The following is a 241-nucleotide window of genomic DNA, read 5'->3' on the forward strand; positions in this document are numbered from 1 at the left end:
CAGGCCGCGTATCCGGTTGGAGGTGCGGGTGGCCTCGGCGGCGAGGTCCTGGTCGAACCCGGTCAGGACGGTGAGTTCGGCGGTGATCTCGTCGGTGAGTTCCAGCGTGCGCAGGGTGTGGGGCATGGTGCGGGCCGCGTCCGCGATCACGGCGGCGTCCTTGGCGTCGGTCTTCGCCTCGCCGGGGTAGAGGTCGGCGATTCGTCGCATGGCGAGGCCTGGAAGGTAGGCGACTTGGCAG

Annotated in this window: 1 protein-coding gene; it reads right to left on the reverse strand. The window is 70.1% G+C overall.

The window, feature by feature from the left end; all coding sequences use genetic code 11:
• On the reverse strand, positions 1 to 241 hold a 241-nt coding region (locus PUR56_RS43690), incomplete at both ends, for an IS110 family transposase (protein ID WP_329951809.1).

This window comes from Streptomyces sp. BE303, from assembly GCF_036290945.1.
Lineage (GTDB): Bacteria > Actinomycetota > Actinomycetes > Streptomycetales > Streptomycetaceae > Kitasatospora.